The sequence below is a fragment of the Phenylobacterium aquaticum genome, assembly GCF_022695515.1.
GTDB classification, from domain to species: Bacteria; Pseudomonadota; Alphaproteobacteria; order Caulobacterales; family Caulobacteraceae; genus Phenylobacterium; species Phenylobacterium aquaticum.
Window position 1 is genome coordinate 1 of record NZ_JALDPT010000002.1, and the last position, 15,418, is coordinate 15,418.

A 15,418-nucleotide genomic window follows, 5' to 3' on the forward strand; every position below is an offset into this window, starting at 1 on the left:
GTTAGCCGCGACCGCGCGCCACACCCGGGCATTGCATCCCCAAACCGGGTAATTTCATCTTGCGTAAAGACCTGCGCCGGATAGTCCGGCCCATGCAGACGCTTACCCATTTTGAGGTGTTTGGTCGCCGCCGGCGCGTGCTAAATCTGGAACATTCTCTTGAAAATCAAGAGAATGCAGTGCAACTGGCCAATGACATGCTGGCCAGCGGCGAGTTCGTCGCCATCAAGGTCAGCCGCGAGACCCGCGATCCCGAGACGGGCGAGTTCACCAGCAGCATCATCCGCAAGGAGGGGGACTTCAGCGCGCCCGCGCCCAAGCGCCCAAACCCTGGGGTGAGCGCGCCGCCGACCTGCAAGGCGGCGGCGGACCTCTACGGGCCCCAGGCCCGGGTGAAGATCGCCGAGTTCCTCGAAGGCTGGCTGGGCCGCAAGTCGGTCACCGCCTTTGAACTGCTGCACCGCATGGATCTGGTCGATTCCCTGCGCAATGCGGGCAGCGAGTTCCAGCACGCCATCCAGAAATTCGCCGTGCCTGAGGCCCTGTCGCGCGGCTCGAATGTGCACGAGGTGATCCGCAGCCTGCATCCGCTGATCGACCAGGCGGCCTCGCGCCTGCGCGCCGCCACCAAGGGCCAGCAGTTTCCGCTGGTCACCCCGTCGGATTTCGCGGCGGCCTGCGAGGCCCTGGTCGAGCAGGACGAGCGCCTCTTCCTGCTGGCCGGCGCGGTCGCCGCCGACCTCGGCCTGGCCGAGACCTGGAGCGGGAAGCTCGACCGGCTGCTCGCCCTGGCCGAGGCGGCGCCCAAGGCCGGGGCCGGCCGCGACCTGGCGCTCCACGTCCTGGCCCAGCCCCTGGGCGAGATGCTCAACAGCGCCCAGGTCATGAACGACGTCCTGGGCGAGGACCTGGATCTGGGGGCGCGCCTGGCGGCCACCGCCCAGCTGATCGCGCCGGCAGCGATCGCCGTGGTCGCGCAGATGGATCCGACCGCGGCGGCCCTGATCCCGCCGCCGACCCGCCCGGCGGCCCGGATCGGCAAGCTGCTCGCCGACAGCCGGATGGGCGTGCTGCGCGGCCTGGTCGGCAAGCGTATTCTCGCCGAGATCGCCAGCCAGAAGCGCCTGAGGCCCGCCGACGCCGCACAGGAGGTGGAGATCGCGCGCGCTCTGGCCACCACCCTGACCGTGGCGGCCGACAAGCAGATGACCTCGGAGGCCGTGCGCGAGGCTTTCATCGCCCGCTCCGCGGCCCTGGTCGGCTCGGAGTTCGTGTCGGCCTATCTGAAGACCCCGCGCCCGGCCATGGCCGAGGCCCTGGCGCTCACCCGCCTCTTGGAAAGCGTGGTGGGCGGCGCCCACAAGCGCCAGGCCGTCCGCTGGCTGCTCTCCAGCGTGACCTCCCTGCGCTTCGAGACCGAGATCCATTCGCCGGGCCTTCCGGCGGCCGAGCGCCTCGCCCAGCTGGCCGGGCTCTATCGGCGGGTCGCGCGCACCGGCAAGGACGCCGCCGGGGTGGAGCCGCTGCTGATGCTGCTGGGCGAACTGGGCGGCAAGATCGAGGCCGAGGCCAAGCTGATCGCCAACCTCCATCGCGGCTACACCCCGCCGGTCCAGAAGCTGCAGGTCCTGATCCGCATGGCCGCGGGGGAAACCGCGCCGCCGGGCCCGGCGGCCGACCGCGCCAAGCGGGAGGCCAACCGGGTGATGAACCAGCCGGAGACCACCGAGGAGCTGTCGCGCGAACCCAAGGTCCTGCACCAGATCCAGACCCTGATGCGGGCGCTGGACAAGGCCGCCTAGAGGCGGCCCCTACTCCGCCGTCAGTTCGTCCGGGGTCAGGGCGTAGACCGTCGAGCAATATTCGCAGGTCACGCGGATACGGCCGTCGTCCTCGACCATCTCCGCCCGCTCCGCGGCGCTGAACGAGTTCAGCACGCTGGCGATGCGGGCCGGCGAGCAGCGGCAGAAGGCCTGCAGGGCCATGGGTTCGAACACCCTCACCCCGTCCTCGTGGAACAGGCGGAACAGCAGGGTCTCGGCCGAGATGGTCGGATCGATCAGCTCGTCCTCGCCGATGGTCTCGAAGAAGGCCTGAGTGCGGACCCAGGCCTCGGCCGTGGGGCCCCGCGCCTCGTCCTCGGCGATGTTCTGGATCAGCATGCCGCCGGCGCGCCAGGTCGGCCCGTCGCCAGTGTCCAGCTGGCCCACGGCCAGGCGCACGCGGGTGGGGGTCTGTTCCGACTGGGCGAAATACTGCTCGGCGCAGAGGGCCAGGGTCTCGCCCTCGATGGTGGTGATGCCCTGATAGCGGTCCATGTCCGGGCCCTGGTCCACGGTCATGATGAACACGCCCTCGCCCAGCAGGGTCTTGGCGCCCGGCCGTACGAAGCCTTTGGCCGCCTCGGCCACGGCGACGTCGTCATAGCGGCAATAGCCGCGCAGGGAGCCGGACGTGTCGTAGTCGCAGACCACGTAACGGACCGGGCCATTGCCCTGGGCCTGGACGATAAGCCGGCCCTCGAACTTCAGGTTCGACCCGACCAGGGCCGCCAGCGCGCAGGCCTCGCCCAGCAGGTTCGCCACCGGCTCGGGATAGTCATGACCTTTCAGGATCTTGTCGACCGCGGCGCCCATCCGGGCCAGGCGGCCGCGCACGGGCTCGCCCTCGATCTGGAAGGGCGCGACAAGGTTGTCGGCGGCGACGGTCGCGTGTGCGGTCATGGGGTGTCGGGTCTCGCGGGAAGTGACGCGGTGATATAGGGGCTGACGCCGCCCGTTGCGAGGGCGCCCCGATCCCCGCGTCAAAACACGCCGGCCTCAGATCGCCCGGAAGCACCAGGCCAGGATCGACTTCTGGGCGTGGATGCGGTTTTCCGCCTCGTCCCAGACCAGGCTCTTGGGACCGTCGATCACCTCGTCGGTGACCTCCTCGCCGCGGTGGGCCGGCAGGCAGTGCAGGAACACCCCGTCCTTGGCCGACAGCGCCATCAGGCCGTCGTCGACCTGATAGGGCTCAAGCGCCTCGATGCGCTCGTCATGGTCCTTGTCGCCCATGGAGACCCAGGTGTCGGCGATGACGCAGTCGGCGCCGGCGACGGCTTCGCGCGGGTCGCGGGTGATCTCGATGCGGCCCTGCTGCTCCTCGGCCCGGGCCAGGTCCATCAGATCGGGATGGTACAGCGCCGGACAGGCGATGTTCAGCTTGAAGCCCAGCTTCGGGGCGGCATGGATGAAGCTGGAGCAGACATTGTTGCCGTCGCCGACCCAGGCCAGCGTCTTGCCGCGGATCGGCCCCCGCGACTCCTCGATGGTCATGATGTCGGCCAGGATCTGGCAGGGGTGGCTCTTGTCGGTCAGGCCGTTGATCACCGGCACGGAGGACGAGAAGGCGAAGCGCTCCACGTCCTCATGGTTGTTGGCGCGGATCATCACGGCGTCGACCATGCGCGACAGCACCTTGGCGGTGTCCTCGATGGTCTCGCCGCGGCCGAGCTGCATGTCGGAAGCCGTCGAGATGATGCCCGAGCCGCCCAGCTGGCGGATCGCCGCGTCGAAGGAGAAGCGGGTGCGGGTGGAGTTTTTCTCGAAGATCATCGCCAGCACGCGGTCGCGGCCGGGGGCGTCGGCGTCCACGCGGCCCTGGGGCCAGCCGGCGCGGGCCTTCTTGCGCGCGTGCGCGTCGTCGAGAATGGCGCGGATGTCGGCGGCCTCAAGCCGCCACAGGTCGAGGAAGTGTCTCGGAGCTTGGGTCATTGCGATCCCCCAATTCCCGCTTTCCCCGGGAAATAGCCCGGGGTCCAGGTTCGGCCTGGTCGCGAGAATCCTGATGTTTGAGTCCCGGCCTCCGCCGGAAACCGGATGGACTAGGCGGCGGCCTTGGCCTGGGCGCGCGCGGCTTCGCAGGCGCGCTCGAGCTTCTCCACCGCCTCACGGGCCTCGTCGAGAGTGAGGGTGAGCGGAGGAAGCAGGCGCACGCAATTGTCGCCGCCGCCGGCGATCAGCAGATGCTGGTCGCGGGCGTGCTGCATGAATTCACGGTTCGGGGTGACGAGCTTCAGGCCGATCAAGAGGCCCTTGCCGCGGATGTCGGCGATGACATCCGGGAAGCGGGTCTTCAGGCCCTCGAACTGCTGGGTGAAATAGCCGGCGACCTCGCGCACATGGGCCAGGAGTTCGGGGCTGTTCAGCTCTTCCATCGCCGCCAGGCCGACGGCCATGGCCAGCGGGTTGCCGCCATAGGTCGACCCGTGGGAGCCGACCGTCATGCCCGACCCGGCTTCCGCCGTGGCCAGGCAGGCGCCGACCGGGAAGCCGCCGCCGAGCGCCTTGGCCACCGCCATGATGTCCGGCTCGATCCCGGCCCACTCATAGGCGAAGAGCTTGCCGGTCCGGCCCAGGCCGCACTGGATCTCGTCCAGGATCAGCAGGATCCCGTTTTCGTCGCACAGCTTACGCAGGCCGCGCAGGCACACGTCAGGCAGGGCGCGCGCCCGCCCTCGCCCTGCACCGGCTCGATGATGATCGCCGCGGTGGTCGGGCCGATGGCGGCCTTGAGCGCTTCATGGTCGCCATAGGGCAGCTGGATGAAGCCCGGCATCGGCGGGCCGAAACCCTCCAGATAGGCGGTGTTGCCCGACGCGTTGACGGCGGCCAGCGTGCGGCCATGGAACGAACCTTCGAAGCCGATGATGTCGATCCGCTCGGGATGACCCTTGGCCCAGTGATACTTGCGCGCGGTCTTGATGGCGCACTCGACCGCCTCAGTCCCGGAATTGGTGAAGAACACCACGTCGGCGAAGGTCGCGTCGGTCAGCACCTTGGCGAGCTTTTCCTGGCCCGGGATCGTGAAGATGTTCGAGACGTGCCAGAGCTTTTCGGCCTGGTCCTTCACCGCCTGCACCAGCTTGGGATTGGCGTGGCCCAGCGCATTGACCGCGATGCCGGCCATGCAGTCGAGATAGGCGTCCCCGTCGGTGGTGAAAAGTCGCGCGCCCTCGCCTCGCTCGAACGCCAGCGGGGTGCGGTTGTACACGCCCATGATGTGATCGCTGGGAACGGGCGGGCTTTGCGTCGCCGTCTTTTCAGTCACGGTGGAAGCCTTCTCAAAAGATAGCGTCCCCGGCGCGGGGCGACGGGGACTTGAAGGCTTTGCGTTTTCAAGCCAAGGGCCCCGGTTGTCAATCGCAAGGATGTGACATCGCCGCGCGCGGGTCCCTTGGCGGATCAGGGATTCAGGGGTGGGCGCCGAACATCTGGCCCGCGACCTGCGGGGTGTAGAAGGCCAGATACCGCCGCGTGCCCTCCGGCGGCAGCACCTCGACCAGGTTGCGGTTGTCGACCCACAGCTCAACCAGGTCGAACACGCCGCCCCGGTCGCAATGGACCGCGCGCCAGCCTTGGGCCTCGCCGAGCGCGACGATCTCCTCGGCGGAAAGCCGGCTTGTCATCGCCACATGGAAGCCGCTGGGCGACTGGTCGTCGCCGTCCTGGCGGATCTGGGTCTCCCAGGGCATGACCACCGGGCCGCCGACCGCTTGGCCCGCTTCGCCGCGGCCCATGTGATGGGCCGTCGCGGCGGGCACCACCTCGACCCCCAGGCCCGACCCGTCCCGGGCGATGGCCACCCAGGCGCCCTCGACCACGGGAAAGGGCATGACGGCGCCGTCGATGATCCGGCCGAAGACTTCCGCGGCGCGCTGCGGGTCGCGGGCGGGGATGGAGAAATGGGCGATCATTCTGCGGGGTCCTTTTCGGGGGCGCCCGCCTGTGCGGGCCGGATGGGGGCCGATCCGCGGGCTTGCAGATCGGCCAGGAGGGTTTGGGCGGCCCAGGCGGCGGCCTGTGCGGAGGCCTCGCCGTCCAGGCCCCATTGCTCGCGCATGGAGACCCAGCCGTAGGCGGAATAGAGCAGCTGAAGGACCGCAGCCGCCTTGCGGCGCTCGGGCGAGGGCAGGTCCGGAACCGTGGCGTCGAGGATCCCCATGAAGGCGGCTTCGCGCTCGGCGTTCAGGCTCTCCCGGACCTTCAGTCCCTCCTCGGTGCGGATCGCCGCCAGGATGTGGGCCGGCGCGGCGTCGAAGCTCGCATAGAGCGGCGCAAGCTTGCCGACGATCTCGTCGCTGGTCTCCGGCAGGCCCACGGTCACGCCGCTGCGGCGATTGAGCCATGTCCAGAGTCCCTGCAGCAGCAGGTCTCGATTGGGGAAGTGGCGATAGACCGTGATCTCCCGCACGCCGGCGCGGGCGGCGACGGCCCGCACGGTGGCGGCCTCGACGCGGCCGTCCTCCTCATAGATCGCAGCCATGGCGGCCAGGATCTTCTCCCGCGTCGCCTCCGCCTGGGACTGGCGGAGGAGGGAATTATATGTTCTCGCCTCACTCATGATGATAGTACGTATTACATCAATATGGGCGGCGCAACATGAAAAAGGCCCGCGCCAGGAGCGCGGGCCTTTCGGAACCCCAAACCTTTGAAGGTGTTTAGGTTTTGATCTTGTAGCCGGTCTCGAACATCCACAGGCAGACCGAGGTCAGGGCGACGACCAGGCCGGCGGTCATCAGGACGCCGGTATAAAGCGAGCCTTCGGCATGACCGATGAAGCCGTAGCGGAAGCCGTCGATCAGATAGAAGAACGGGTTGAAGTGACTGCCCGTCCGGAACGGCTCCGGCAAGCGATCGACCAGATAGAAGGTGCCCGACAGGAAGGTCATGGGCATGACGATGAAGTTCGTCACCACCGCCATGTTGTCGAACTTCTCGGCCCACAGCCCGGCCATGACGCCGAGCAGGCCGAGGATCAGGGCCGCGCCCAGGCCGAAATAGAGCACCGCCCACAGGTGGGTCACCGGCACATGGGCGAAGGGCATGACCACGATCGCGGTGACCAGCCCGACCAGGATGCCACGGGTCGCCGCGCCGAGGGCGAAGCCGGCCACATGTTCCGGCGGGGTGAGCGGCGGGGTCAGGAAGTCGCCGATCAGGCCGTTCATCTTGGCCTGCAGCAGGCTGGACGACGAATTGGCGAAGGCGTTGTTGAGGATGGCCATCATGATCAGGCCGGGCGCCACGAAGGTGCCGAAGGCGACGCCATGGACCGGCGGCCGGGCGCCCTGGGCGGCGACCACGAAGACCATCATGTAGAGCAGCGAGGTTACGACCGGCGCGGCCAGGGTCTGCATCCCCACCTTCCAGAAGCGGCGTACTTCGCGCTGATAGAGGGTCTTCAGTCCGGCCCAGTTCACCCCATGATAGTTGCGGGGCTCAGGCGGCAGGACGGCTTCGTCGATCGGCATATCCTTCATATCCGCCATGTGCGCGCTCACGCGCGCCGGCGCAAGAGCGGCCAAGGGTGCGACAGTGCGACGCTATATATGGTTCCTGTGGACGAACCCCGGGGCGCCTATTGTGGTCATTAAGGAACTGTTTACGATATCTGGTAGTTGCTGGTGGCGAGAAAACGAAACGCCACAAGATGTTGATCCTGGCTCGGCCGCGGGGGCGCCGCCAGGATTTTTGAGAAGCGCGGTGGAGGCGGAAACATGGGTTGGACTGACGAGCGCGTCGAGACGCTGAAGAAGCTCTGGCAGGATGGCCTCTCGGCCAGCCAGATCGCCAAACAGCTGGGCGGTGTCACCCGCAACGCTGTGATCGGCAAGGTCCACCGCCTGGGCCTGTCGGGCCGCGCGGCCCCTCCAAGCCCGCCCGCCCGGTGTTCAAGGCGCCGCGTCCGCAGCGCCCCGCCGCCCAACCGGCCGCCCCGCGCCGCATCGCAGAGCCCACGGCCGTCGCGCCTCAGAGCGCCGCGCCCGCCCCGGCGCCCGTCCGCTATATCGACGAAGCCCCCGGCTCGGCCACCGTGCTGACGCTCGGCGCCCACATGTGCAAGTGGCCGATCGGCGATCCGTCGAGCGACGGCTTCACCTTCTGCGGCCGCCGCCAGTCGGAAGGCCCCTATTGCAGCGAACACGCCCGCGTCGCCTATCAGCCGGCCCAGACCAAGAAGCGCTCGGGCGCCTCGGAGCTGGCCCGCTCGCTGCGCCGCTACATCTAAAAAGATCCGTTGGGGATGAGTTGGCGGGGGTTTGGGTTTCGGCCCGGCTCCCGCTAACGTCTCCGGCATGACCGACACCGGCTCCGACATCGCCGAGGGCAACGCCAAGCCCTATTCCGTATCCGAGCTGGCCTTCGCGCTGAAGCGCACCCTGGAAGACCAGTACGGCTTCGTCCGCCTGCGCGCCGAGCTGTCCAAGGTCACCTTCCACTCCAACGGTCACGTCTATCTGACCCTCAAGGACGAGCGCGCCGCCATCGACGGGGTGGTCTGGAAGGGCTCGGTCCGCAATCTCTCCGTCCGGCCCGAACAGGGTCTGGAAGTGGTGGTGACCGGCAAGATCACCACCTACCCCGCCGGCTCCCGCTATCAGATCGTCATCGAGAGCATGGAGGCCGCCGGCATCGGCGCCCTGCTGGCCCAGCTCGAACGCCTGAAGGCCAAGCTGCAGACCGAAGGCCTGTTCGATCCCGCCCGCAAGCGGGCCCTGCCGGAGATGCCGTCGGTGGTGGGCGTCATCACCAGCCCGACCGGGGCGGTGATCCGCGACATCCTGCATCGCATCCGCGACCGCTGGCCCTGCCGGGTGATCGTCTGGCCGGTCGTGGTGCAAGGCGACGCCGCCGCCGCCCAGGTCCGCGCCGCGATCGAGGGCTTCAACGCCCTGCCGGTCGACGGCCCCCTGCCCCGCCCCGACGTGCTGATCGTCGCCCGCGGCGGCGGATCGGTGGAGGATCTCTGGGCCTTTAACGACGAGACCCTGGCCCGCGCCGTGGCCGCCTCTCAGATCCCGCTGATCTCGGCGGTGGGCCACGAGACCGACACCACCCTGATCGACTTCGTCTCCGACCGGCGCGCGCGACGCCGACTGCCGCCGCTGAGATCGCCACCCCGGTGCTGGCCGAGCTACGCGCCGCCATTGGCGACCTGTCGGCCCGCCTGCACCGCCATGGCGGCCGGCTGGTCGAGGACCGCCGCGGCCGCATCGCCACATTGGACCGCAGCCTGGCGCGGGTTCCGGACCTGGTCGAACTGGCCGGCCAGAGGTTCAATCTGGTCAAGAGCCGTCTCGGCGCGGCCCTGGACCGCAACGTCGCCGTCCACCGCACCGAGATGGTGCGGGTCGCATCGCGGCTCTCGCCGCTCTTGCTGCAACGGCCGCAACAGGCCCAGGCCGAACGGCTGGCCGGGGTCGGCGCGCGGCTCGGCGCCGGCCTGGAGCGCAATGTCTCAGTCCACCGCACCGAACTCGCCCGGCTGAGCGCCCGGCTGGCGCCCGCGCTGCTGCAACGGCCGCAGCAGACCCAGGCCGACAGCCTCTCCCGTATCGCCGTACGCCTTGAGCCGGCGGTGGGTCGCCGGCTGGAGCGGCTGACCGAACGCCTGACGGCCCTGTCCAAGCTGCATGCCTCGGTCGATCCCAGCGCGCCCCTGAAGCGCGGCTTCGCCCGCGTGCACCGCGCCGACGGCAGCCTGGTCCGTGAGGGCGGATCGCTGGCCAGCGGCGAAGAGGTGCGGCTGGTCTTCGCCGATCAGGCCCGCCAGGCGGTGATCGACGGCGAGGCCGATCCCGGCGCTGCGCCTGTGCCCGCGCCCAAGCCCCGCCCGCACATGACCCGCGCCCCGCGAGGACCCGTCACGCCGCCCAATCAGGGCGACCTGTTCTGACGGCCTGAAGCGCGCTACATTGCGCCCATGAACGCACACGACCGCAACCTTCCGGGCGCCCCCGCCGACCTGGCCGTCGTCCATTATGGCGACGGCGAATTTGTGGTGCTGAAGCCGGGCCGCTATGTGGTCTGCGCGGTCTCGGGCGTGAAGATCCCCCTGGAGGCGCTGCGCTATTGGAGCGCCCCGCTGCAGGAGGCCTATGCCGGCCCCGCCGAATCCCTGGCGCGCTGGACGGAAACCCAGAGCTGAGCGGCCTCGACCGCCGCGCGGCCCTCGCCGGCCTGGGCGTCGCCGCCCTGTGGCGGCCGGCCTTCGCCGCCGCGCCGGGCCTCACCCTGTCCGGTCGCTTCCAGCAGGGCGGCTTCGCCATGGGGCGCACGGCCCCCCGCGCCCAGATCTTCGTGGACGACGTCGCCGAGGGCCTAGCCTCGCAGGCCGGTTACTTCGTCGTCGGCTTCGACCGCGACGCCGGCCCCGAGGCGCGGATCCGGGTGGTCACCGAGGATGGCGAGGCGACCCATGTCGCGGTCATCGCCCCGGGCGACTTCAATATCCAGCGAATCGACGGACTGCCGGAGGACCAGGTCGCGCCTCAGGACGAGGCGCTGTTGGCCCGCATCGCCGCCGAGGTCGAGCGCAAGTCCAAGGGCTTCGCCAGCCTGGCCGACCTGGACGACTTCCGGCAGGGCTTCATCACGCCGGTGAAGACCTATCGCCTCTCCGCCCGGTTCGGCGGCCAGAGGATCCTGAACGGCGAGCCCAAGAAGCCGCACTATGGCGACGACCTTGCGGCGCCCGTCGGAACCCCGATCCGCGCGCCGGCCGGCGGGGTGGTGTCCTTCGCCGAGACCGGACTGCATTTCGACGGCGGCCTGACCCTGATCGATCACGGCCAGGGCCTGATCACCTGCTACCTGCACCAGTCGCGGATCGACGTCGCCGTGGGCGACACGGTCCGACGCGGGCAGGTGATCGGCGCCGTGGGCAAGGAGGGCCGCGCCACGGGCCCGCACCTGTGCTGGCGCATGAAGTGGCACGGCCGCAATCTCGACCCCATGCTGATGGTGGGGGCCAAGCAGCCTTAGGCCTTGGCCGCGCGCTTCTTCTTGTAGGTCTCGTTGGGCCAGCGTTTGTGGACCCAGAACCATTCGGCGGGGCGGGCATAGACCCGCTCCTCGATGAACTGGTTCACGCGCCGGACGCCCGCCTCGATATCGGCATTGCGGTCGCCGGTGCTGGTCAGGCGGATCGGATCATGGACCACGACGCGGAAGCGCGCCTTGTCGATCCGCTCCACCGACATGGGCTGCAAAGGCACATCGAACCGCAGGGCGAAACTTGAGGGGCCCGGCGCGGTGTGGGCCAGCTTGCCGAACAGCGGGGCGGCCACCCCGCCATTGAACTTCTGGTCGTTCATCAGGGCCACGGACTCGCCCCGCGACAGGGCGCGGATCAGTTCGCGGGCGCCGTCCGTCCCCTTCGGCGCGAACAGCCGCACGCCGTAGCGCTCCCGGCTCTTGCGGATGCGCTCGTCCACATAGGGGTTGTTGGTGGCCCGGTAGGTGATCTGGCAGGCGATCCCGGCATGGATGATGGCCGCCGGCATGATCTCGAAGGACGAGAAGTGTCCGGAGATGAACACCACGGTCTCCCCCGTGCGGGCGATCTCGGCCAGGCGCTCGCCATTGACCAGTTCGACCCGGGCCGGATCGGCGATGATCTTGTCCAGGATCGGGAACTCGACCGCCCAGCGGCCGACCCCGTCCCATTGTTCGCGCAGCAGCCGCGCGATCTCGGCGTCGTCGGCCTGAGGAAAGACGATGCGCAGATTGGTCTCGGCCACCCTGTGCGCGCTGGTCAGCGGCCCCAGGCGCTGGAACAGCCAGGCGCCGAAGTCGGACACCGCGTCGATGGGGAACAGGCGGGCGAGACCGGTCATCAGGTCGAAGGCGAAGGCTTCGAGCCGCCAGGCTATGTCCTGAGCCAGGGAAGGGCGGGGCGCCGTCATGGACCACTCCTACCCGCCCCTCCCCCCTCCGCGCAACGCGAACCGAAATCGCTTGGCGCGCGACTTGCGGAATTCGGGTCAGACCGTCTCGCTTTGGGACGGGCGCTAGGCAACCGAATGAGGGGGCGATGGAGCCCATGGGCAACGACATCGACGTTCACCTTGGTAAGCGTTTGCGCCGGCGGCGCCGTCTGCTGGGCCTGACCCAGCAGCAACTGGCTGGCGCCTGTGGCGTGCGTTTCCAGCAGATCCAAAAGTATGAGTGCGGCGCGAACCGCATCTCGGCGGCCCGCCTGTGGCAGCTGTCCGAGGCGCTGGAAGTTCCGGTCGGGTATTTCTATGACGGTCTCTCGGACGTGGCTCATCGCGAGCCGGCCCAGGAGAGCGAAGGCGGCGGCGAAATGTTCGCCCGCAAGGAAACCCTCGACCTGATCCGCGCCTATTACCAGCTCGGCGAGCGCCCGCGCCGCCGCCTGCTGGACCTGGCCAAGTCGCTCAACGGCGACCACGAAGCCGTCTAGATCTGAAGCGCCCGTTCGGCTGTCCCCCGCGACGCCCCTGCAAGGGGATTTCGCGGGGGCGACCGACAGGGTAAAGCGGGCCCATGCTCGCACCCCACACGCTTCAGGCGCTCGACGCCTTCATGCTCGATCTGAACCGCGCCTCCGGCGAGGTGATCCTGCCGCTGTTCCGCATCCAGGATCACGGCCTGGAGGACAAGGGCGGGGCCGCGGGCTTCGATCCGGTGACCCTGGCCGACAAGGGCGCCGAGGCGGCGATCCGCAAGCTGATCGCCCAGCATTATCCCGACCACGGTGTGATCGGAGAGGAATACGGCGAGGACCGCCCGGACGCCGAGTTCGTCTGGGTGCTCGATCCCGTGGACGGCACGCGGGCCTTCATCGCCGGCCTGCCGGTCTGGACCACCCTGATCAGCCTGCGCTGGCAGGGCGACCCCGTGCTGGGGTCCATCGGCCAGCCCTATAACGGCGAGGTCTTCATTGGCCATGCGGGCGGCTCACGGCTGATCAACCGGTTCGGCGAACGGCCGCTCAAGGTTCGGCCCTGTCCCAACCTGACCGACGCCATCGTCATGACCACCGATCCCCATTCCTATTTCGACGGCGCGGAGCTCGGCGCCTGGAACCAGGTGCGCGCGGCGGCCAAGCTGACCCGCCTGGGCTGCGACGCCTACGCCTACGCCATGGTGGCGGCCGGGACCGTCGACCTGGTCGTGGAATCCCGGGTCTGCAAGTGCTGGGACATCGAGGTCGCCGTGCCCCTGATCGAGGGCGCCGGCGGGGTGGTCACCAATTGGCGCGGCGAACCGATCGGCCGCCAGGGCGGCCAGATCGCCATGGCCGGCGACCGGGCCTGCCTGGATGAGGCCCTGGTCGCCCTCAAGCGCTCCGCCGACTGATCAGGCCTTCTTCGGCTTGGCCTTAGCCGCCGGCTTGGCGGGCGCCTTAGCCTTGGGCGCGGACTTGGGCGCCGCCGGGGCTTTCGACGCCGCGACGGGCTTGGCCGCCGGCTTGGCGGCGGGTTTGGCGGTGGGTTTGACAGTGGCGGCCTTGGGCGCCGGCTTGGCAGGGGCCTTCACGGCTTTGGCGGCGGGCGCGGCCTTGGCCGCAGGCTTTGACGGCGTCTTCGCGGGCGCCTTTGCCGGCGCCGCGGCCTTCACGGCCGGCGCCTTTTTCGGAGCCGTCTTCGCCTTGACCGGCGCGGCTTCGACGGCCTTGGCCGCCACCGCGGCTTTTGGCGCAGGCGCGGTCTTGGCAGGCGCCTTCTTCGGCGCGGCCTTGGGCTTGGCCGGCGCAGCGTCGACAGGAGCCGCCGCCTTGGCCGCAGGCGCAGCCTTTGGCGCGGGCGCGGCCTTGGCCGGCGCCGCCGGCTTGGGGACCAGCTTGTCGGCCAGGGCGTCGAACGCCGCCCAGAACTGGTTCCGGCGGTCGTCGGTCTCCATCAGGATCTCATGCTCGGCTCCGGCGACGCTCACGAAACGGCCGTCGGGCAGATAGTTGGAGATCAGCTTCTGGGCGTCGTCGCGGACCAGCTTGTCGTCGCCGGCCGAGACGATCACCACCGGGATCCGCACGCTGCGCAGATTGTCGGCCGAGCCCAGCCAGGTCGTGGCCTTGAAGGCGAAGTCCAGCCAGCCCCAGGTTGGCGCGCTGAGCGCCAGGTCCTTGTCAGCCGCGATCAATCCCCGGGCGCGGGCGAAGCGCACCGGGTCGTGGGTCAGGACATTGCCCTCGAACGCCTCGGTATAGGGATCGGCGGGCGGCGGACGGGCATAGTCGCCGCCCTTGCCGACCAGCAGGTTGAAGCCGGCCAGGATCTTGGCGACCGGCAGGGGCAGGCCGCCGGTGCGCACCCCCAGCATCGGGGCGCAGAGCACGGCGCCGACAAAGCGGTCCGCCTCGCCCTTGGCCAGGGACAGCAGGGTCAGGCAGCCCCCCATGGAATGGCCCACGGCCATCCAGGGCTTGGGCATGCGGTCCTCGAAGGCCGCCAGCAGGGCGTGATAGTCGGCGACATAGGCGGCCATGCCGACGGCGTGGCCCTTGAGCCGGTCCGGCAGATCGCGGTGGGACAGGCCCTGGCCGCGCCACTCATTGGCCAGCACCACGAACCCACGCCCCAGAAGGTCGCCGATCACCTCGAAATATTTCTCGATCGCCTCGGTCCGGCCGGTGGAGAGCACCACCGTGCCCCGGGCCGGACCCTTGGGGGCGAACAGCGCCGCCCGCAGCTTGGCGCCGCCCGCGCCGGTGAACCATTCCGCCCCGCCGCCGGGCGGGATCGGGCTGTCAGGGGTCGAAACCAGGGGCGCCGCGTCGGTCATGGGGTGTCTTCCTCAGGCGAGTTTCGAGAACAGGGCTTGCATCTGGGGCTGCAGCGACATCGCCAGCCCCATGTCGGACAGTTGCAGGCGGCCGGTCATCACCGCGGTCATGGGATTGAGCTTGCCGTCGCCCATGGCCTGCAGGTCCTTGCGGCTGATGCGAACGGTCAGGTCGGCGGGCAGGTCGTCATTGCTGACGGTCCCGCCGTCGATGTGGATGAACCCCTCGCCCTTCAGGTCGAGCTTGAAGGACTTGCCCAGACCGGCGTCGTCGCCGACCCCGGCGCGCACCCGTTCCGTCAGTTCCTCAAGAGTGGCCATGCGAAGCTCCGATACTGCGATCGCCGCACCTTCGCCTCTGGCGGGAATGATGTAAACGCCGCGGCGCGGCTCAGCCGCCCTTGGCGTCAGGCGGGCAGACATCGCCGATGCGCCGCGCGTCCGTGGTGAATCGGCCGCCTAGGGGAATGCCGGCATAGGAGGTGTCCAGGTCGGCGATCAGCTTGAAGGTGGTCGGCGAATAGCTGCCGGTCGCGGCGATCTCGACCTGGCGGCCCTTCTTGCTGGCGCACTGGCCTTTCAGGGTGATCTTGCCGTCCAGGAAGATGCGGGTGGAGTAGGCGCAGGCATAGTGGTGGTTGCTCGGCCCCATCACGAACCTGGCGACCTCGGCCGGCTTCACGCAGCGCAGCTCGTGGCTGGTTTTGGCGACCACCGCCTGGACCTTGTTGGTCACGTCCCAATAGCCCGGCAGGATCGTCTGCTGCTCCTGGGCCCAAGCCGGGGCGCTGAGCCCTAGGGCGAGAAGGAGAACGGCGGGGACTGTCTTTGCGCGCATGCAC

At 69.2% G+C, this 15,418-nt stretch carries 14 protein-coding genes and 3 pseudogenes; 7 read left to right on the plus strand and 10 right to left on the minus strand.

Annotation, left to right across the window (positions count from 1 at the left end):
• The first annotated feature begins 179 nt into the window (after positions 1-179).
• Positions 180-1,802, plus strand: a complete 1,623-nt coding sequence (locus tag MQH10_RS01825; protein ID WP_242562373.1) for a hypothetical protein — start codon at positions 180-182, stop codon at positions 1,800-1,802.
• Positions 1,803-1,811: 9 nt separating this feature from the next.
• Here the strand turns inward: MQH10_RS01825 and MQH10_RS01830 are convergent, their stop codons facing one another.
• The 6 genes and pseudogenes from MQH10_RS01830 to MQH10_RS01855 all read right to left on the minus strand — a co-directional run bounded on the left by MQH10_RS01830 (position 1,812) and on the right by MQH10_RS01855 (position 7,303).
• Complete coding sequence (locus MQH10_RS01830; RefSeq protein ID WP_272886675.1) at positions 1,812-2,807, minus strand: Hsp33 family molecular chaperone; 996 nt, start codon at positions 2,805-2,807, stop codon at positions 1,812-1,814.
• A gap of 12 nt (positions 2,808-2,819) precedes the next feature.
• The gene (gene argF, locus MQH10_RS01835) at positions 2,820-3,755 is read right to left on the minus strand and encodes an ornithine carbamoyltransferase (protein ID WP_242562375.1); all 936 of its coding nucleotides are present in this window, start codon (positions 3,753-3,755) and stop codon (positions 2,820-2,822) included.
• A gap of 110 nt (positions 3,756-3,865) precedes the next feature.
• Positions 3,866-5,040 (minus strand): annotated as a pseudogene (locus MQH10_RS01840) (acetylornithine transaminase).
• Between the two features lie 193 nt (positions 5,041-5,233).
• On the minus strand, positions 5,234-5,737 hold the full coding sequence (locus tag MQH10_RS01845) for a hypothetical protein (RefSeq protein ID WP_242562376.1): 504 nt from the start codon (positions 5,735-5,737) through the stop codon (positions 5,234-5,236).
• Positions 5,734-6,384, minus strand: coding sequence for a TetR family transcriptional regulator (locus tag MQH10_RS01850; protein ID WP_242562377.1), 651 nt, complete (start codon positions 6,382-6,384; stop codon positions 5,734-5,736). Before MQH10_RS01850 ends, MQH10_RS01845 begins: the two co-directional genes overlap by 4 nt.
• A gap of 97 nt (positions 6,385-6,481) precedes the next feature.
• Positions 6,482-7,303: an ABC transporter permease gene (locus MQH10_RS01855; protein WP_242562595.1), complete on the minus strand. Its 822-nt coding sequence runs from the start codon at positions 7,301-7,303 to the stop codon at positions 6,482-6,484.
• A 237-nt stretch (positions 7,304-7,540) separates the two neighbouring features.
• Between MQH10_RS01855 and gcrA the strand changes: the two are divergent.
• The 4 genes and pseudogenes from gcrA (at position 7,541) to MQH10_RS01875 (ending at position 10,808) form a co-directional block, all read left to right on the plus strand.
• A pseudogene (gcrA, locus tag MQH10_RS01860) lies at positions 7,541-8,052 on the plus strand (cell cycle sigma 70 cofactor GcrA).
• A gap of 67 nt (positions 8,053-8,119) precedes the next feature.
• A pseudogene (gene xseA, locus MQH10_RS01865) lies at positions 8,120-9,720 on the plus strand (exodeoxyribonuclease VII large subunit).
• 27 nt (positions 9,721-9,747) lie between these two features.
• Positions 9,748-9,972: a DUF2093 domain-containing protein gene (locus MQH10_RS01870; protein WP_242562378.1), complete on the plus strand. Its 225-nt coding sequence runs from the start codon at positions 9,748-9,750 to the stop codon at positions 9,970-9,972.
• Entirely contained in the window at positions 9,897-10,808 is a 912-nt protein-coding gene (locus MQH10_RS01875) for a M23 family metallopeptidase (protein ID WP_473828306.1), read from the plus strand. Before MQH10_RS01870 ends, MQH10_RS01875 begins: the two co-directional genes overlap by 76 nt.
• Here MQH10_RS01875 and MQH10_RS01880 read toward each other — a convergent pair.
• Positions 10,805-11,731 carry a lysophospholipid acyltransferase family protein gene (locus MQH10_RS01880; protein WP_242562379.1) on the minus strand — a complete coding sequence of 309 codons (927 nt, stop codon included), beginning with the start codon at positions 11,729-11,731 and terminating at the stop codon, positions 10,805-10,807. The two genes, MQH10_RS01875 and MQH10_RS01880, sit on opposite strands and share 4 nt — an antisense overlap.
• Positions 11,732-11,859: 128 nt before the next feature.
• Between MQH10_RS01880 and MQH10_RS01885 the strand changes: the two genes are divergently transcribed.
• Positions 11,860-12,252 (plus strand): helix-turn-helix domain-containing protein, encoded by a 393-nt coding sequence (locus MQH10_RS01885; protein WP_242562380.1) that lies wholly within the window; start codon positions 11,860-11,862, stop codon positions 12,250-12,252.
• A gap of 83 nt (positions 12,253-12,335) precedes the next feature.
• Entirely contained in the window at positions 12,336-13,151 is an 816-nt protein-coding gene (gene hisN / locus MQH10_RS01890) for a histidinol-phosphatase (RefSeq protein WP_242562381.1), read from the plus strand.
• Here hisN and MQH10_RS01895 read toward each other — a convergent pair whose 3' ends face one another.
• The 3 genes from MQH10_RS01895 to MQH10_RS01905 form a co-directional block, all read right to left on the minus strand.
• Entirely contained in the window at positions 13,152-14,576 is a 1,425-nt protein-coding gene (locus MQH10_RS01895) for an alpha/beta hydrolase (protein WP_336605025.1), read from the minus strand.
• 12 nt (positions 14,577-14,588) lie between these two features.
• A complete protein-coding gene (locus MQH10_RS01900; protein ID WP_242562382.1) occupies positions 14,589-14,897 on the minus strand; it encodes an SCP2 sterol-binding domain-containing protein in 309 nt (102 codons plus the stop codon).
• Between the two features lie 70 nt (positions 14,898-14,967).
• Positions 14,968-15,414, minus strand: a complete 447-nt coding sequence (locus MQH10_RS01905; RefSeq protein ID WP_242562383.1) for a DUF3617 domain-containing protein — start codon at positions 15,412-15,414, stop codon at positions 14,968-14,970.
• Positions 15,415-15,418: the final 4 nt, after the last annotated feature.

Bases quoted from the DNA above. Each gene is read 5' to 3' on its own strand.
- argF (WP_242562375.1), bottom strand. From the start codon at position 3,755: ATGACCCAAGCTCCGAGACACTTCCTCGACCTGTGGCGGCTTGAGGCC.
- MQH10_RS01845 (WP_242562376.1), bottom strand. From the start codon at position 5,737: ATGATCGCCCATTTCTCCATCCCCGCCCGCGACCCGCAGCGCGCCGCG.
- MQH10_RS01850 (WP_242562377.1), bottom strand. From the start codon at position 6,384: ATGAGTGAGGCGAGAACATATAATTCCCTCCTCCGCCAGTCCCAGGCG.
- MQH10_RS01855 (WP_242562595.1), bottom strand. From the start codon at position 7,303: ATGAAGGATATGCCGATCGACGAAGCCGTCCTGCCGCCTGAGCCCCGC.
- MQH10_RS01870 (WP_242562378.1), top strand. From the start codon at position 9,748: ATGAACGCACACGACCGCAACCTTCCGGGCGCCCCCGCCGACCTGGCC.
- MQH10_RS01880 (WP_242562379.1), bottom strand. From the start codon at position 11,731: ATGACGGCGCCCCGCCCTTCCCTGGCTCAGGACATAGCCTGGCGGCTC.
- MQH10_RS01885 (WP_242562380.1), top strand. From the start codon at position 11,860: ATGGAGCCCATGGGCAACGACATCGACGTTCACCTTGGTAAGCGTTTG.
- hisN (WP_242562381.1), top strand. From the start codon at position 12,336: ATGCTCGCACCCCACACGCTTCAGGCGCTCGACGCCTTCATGCTCGAT.
- MQH10_RS01895 (WP_336605025.1), bottom strand. From the start codon at position 14,576: ATGACCGACGCGGCGCCCCTGGTTTCGACCCCTGACAGCCCGATCCCG.
- MQH10_RS01900 (WP_242562382.1), bottom strand. From the start codon at position 14,897: ATGGCCACTCTTGAGGAACTGACGGAACGGGTGCGCGCCGGGGTCGGC.
- MQH10_RS01905 (WP_242562383.1), bottom strand. From the start codon at position 15,414: ATGCGCGCAAAGACAGTCCCCGCCGTTCTCCTTCTCGCCCTAGGGCTC.